Annotated in this window: 3 protein-coding genes; all 3 read left to right on the forward strand. The window is 64.1% G+C overall.

The features are described from left to right. The coding region (gene infB / locus VMA74_RS09470; RefSeq protein WP_325366404.1) for a translation initiation factor IF-2 at window positions 1–1,381 on the forward strand (1,381 nt) is incomplete at its 5' end. A gap of 159 nt (window positions 1,382–1,540) precedes the next feature. After that, the gene (rbfA, locus tag VMA74_RS09475; RefSeq protein WP_325366406.1) at window positions 1,541–1,912 is read left to right on the forward strand and encodes a 30S ribosome-binding factor RbfA; all 372 of its coding nucleotides are present in this window, start codon (window positions 1,541–1,543) and stop codon (window positions 1,910–1,912) included. 83 nt (window positions 1,913–1,995) lie between these two features. Then, on the forward strand, window positions 1,996–2,898 hold a 903-nt coding region (gene truB, locus VMA74_RS09480; RefSeq protein WP_325366408.1), incomplete at its 3' end, for a tRNA pseudouridine(55) synthase TruB.

Here is a 2,898-nt window from a genome sequence, read left to right on the forward strand (position 1 = left end):
GTACCACGTGACCACGCCCAAGGGTGTGATTACCTTCCTGGATACGCCCGGTCACGCGGCGTTTACCGCCATGCGAGCGCGCGGTGCGCAATCCACCGACATCGTGGTGCTGGTGGTGGCCGCCGACGACGGCGTGATGCCGCAAACCCAGGAAGCCGTGCAGCATGCGCGCGCAGCCAAGGTGCCGCTGATCGTCGCGATCAACAAAATGGATAAGTCCGACGCCAATCCGGACCACGTGAAGCAGGGTCTGGGCAATCTGGAAGTGATTCCGGAGGAATGGGGCGGCGACACGCCGTTCGTCCCGGTGTCGGCCAAGACCGGCATGGGCATCGACGATTTGCTCGACGCCATTTCGGTGCAGGCCGAGGTGATGGAGCTGACCGCCGTGAAGGACGGCCCGGCGTCGGGTGTGGTGATCGAATCCAGCCTCGATCGCGGCCGTGGTCCGGTCGCTACCGTGCTGGTGCAGCAGGGTACGCTCAAGCGCGGCGACTTCGTGGTGTGCGGCATCGAATACGGCCGCATGCGCGCGCTCATCGACGAGACCGGCAAGACCGTGCAGGAAGCCGGCCCCTCGATTCCGGTACAGGTGCTGGGCCTTTCCGGCGTGCCGGAAGCCGGCGACGATTTCGTGGCGGTGGCGGACGAGCGGCTGGCACGCGAAGTGGCCGCCGAGCGTCAGCTCAAGCGGCGCGAGACGCGCATGGTCAGCAAGGCCAATCGCCTGGAAGACATCATGGCGCAGATGGGCCAGGCGACCGAGCAGCAGACGCTCAACATCCTGGTCAAGGCCGATGTGCAGGGCTCCGTGCAGGCGCTCCGCGATTCGCTCAGCCAGATCGGCAACGAGAACGTAAAGGTCAATGTGATCGCGGCCGGCGTCGGTGGCATTACCGAATCGGACGCCACCCTGGCCGCAGCGTCGAAGGCGCTGATCATAGGCTTCAACGTGCGTGCGGACGCATCGGCGCGTAAGGTGATCGATACCGCCGGCCTGGATGTTCGTTATTTCTCGATCATCTATGACGTGATCGATCAGGTGAAGCAGGCGGCATCGGGCCTGTTGGGCGTGGAAGTGCGCGAGGAAATCATCGGCATCGCCCAGGTGCGCGACGTATTCCGCAGCTCCAAGTTCGGCGCCGTGGCCGGTTGTATGGTGGTGGAAGGCATGGTCAAGCGCAGCAAGCCGATCCGCGTGCTGCGCAACAATACGGTGATCTTCCAGGGCGAGCTCGAATCGCTGCGCCGCTTCAAGGATCTGGTCGACGAAGTGCGCGGCGGCATGGAATGCGGTATCGCCGTGAAGCAGTACAACGATGTAAAGGTGGGCGACCAGATCGAATGCTTCGAGCGCATTGAAGTGGCCCGTACGCTGTAAGCAAGCGGTTCCGTCGCCCCTAAAAAGGCGGAGGGCCGCGGTAAGGGGCGATCCCGCCGATGGCTGGATCGCCCTCACCGTCATTCCGGCAGGGCGCATTGGCGATTGCTCAATACGCTTCAAACGAACTTTTCTCCGTTTCAATCAATTACTGAATACATGCCTTCTCGCGACTTCAAACGCACAGACCGCGTCGGCGCCGAACTCCGCCGTGAGCTAGGCACGCTGGTGCATGCCGCCGTGCGCGATCACGGCCTGCCTTCGTGCAGCGTGTCCGACGTGGAAGTCACGCGGGACCTGGATTGGGCGACCGTGTGGGTGACCGCGCTGCTTCCGCAGCAATCGAAAGAGGCGGTGAAGGCACTGAACGAACTTGCTGTCGAGTTTCGCCGTGCGTTGTCGCGCTCGATGCGTCTTCGCCGAGTGCCGGAGTTGCGCTTCAAGTACGACGATTCAGTGGACAAGGGCGAGCGTATCGACCAGTTGCTGCGGGAGAGTCCCTCGCACGATTCGGACGACGGCGAAGGCTGAGCTTGGCCTTGTTCCCGCAAGAGCGGAGCAAGGCAGCATGACATCGCAGCTTCGACACAGACGCTTGAATCCGGAACGAACGCATGAGCCGCCGCCGCCATCGTCCCGACACCCGTGACTTGCACGGTATCTTGCTGCTCGACAAACCCTTGGGTGTGAGCTCAAACAAGGCGCTGCAGATCGCCATGGCGATCCTGCGTGCCGCCAAGGGCGGTCACACGGGTGCGCTCGATCCTCTGGCCACTGGCCTGCTGCCATTGTGTTTCGGCGAAGCCACCAAGATTGCCGGCAACCTGCTGGGCTCGCGCAAGGCATATCTCGCCGAATGCCGGCTTGGCGCCACCACGACTACGGCCGATCTGGAAGGCGAGATCGTCGTGCAGCGACCGGTGCCAGCCCTGGACGAGGCCGCCATCGAGCGCGCCCTGGCGGGGTTCAGAGGACGCATCGTGCAGGTGCCCCCGGTGTACTCGGCCCTTAAGCAGGACGGCGAACCGCTCTATCTCAAGGCGCGGCGTGGCGAGACCGTTCAAGCGCCACCACGCGAGGTGGATATCCACGCGCTGCAGTTGGTTTCATGGACGCCTGATACCTTGACCCTGCACGTGGAATGCGGTGCGGGTACCTATATCCGCAGCCTTGCGGTGGATCTCGGCGAAAAACTGGGCTGTGGCGCCCATTTGACCGCGCTGCGCCGTGTGTGGGTGGAACCTTTCCGCAACCCGGCCATGGTGACCCTGGATGAGTTGCGCGAAGCGGCCGAACGCGGCAGCGGCGCGGAGCAGCTGGTGCTTCCGCTCGCGGCGGGGGTTGCCGACCTCCCGGCCCTCCATCTGAATGCGCAAAACGGGCAGGCTGTCTCACAGGGCCGTCAGATCGAGTGGCCGGCTGGCCAGCCACCGGCGCGATCGGCCGCTTTCGCGGGCGACGGACGCCTGCTGGCCTTGGTCGATTGTGACGAACAGGGGCGGATGCGCATCCTGCGC

The sequence above is a fragment of the Dyella sp. genome (assembly GCF_035508675.1).
Lineage (GTDB): Bacteria > Pseudomonadota > Gammaproteobacteria > Xanthomonadales > Rhodanobacteraceae > Dyella_B.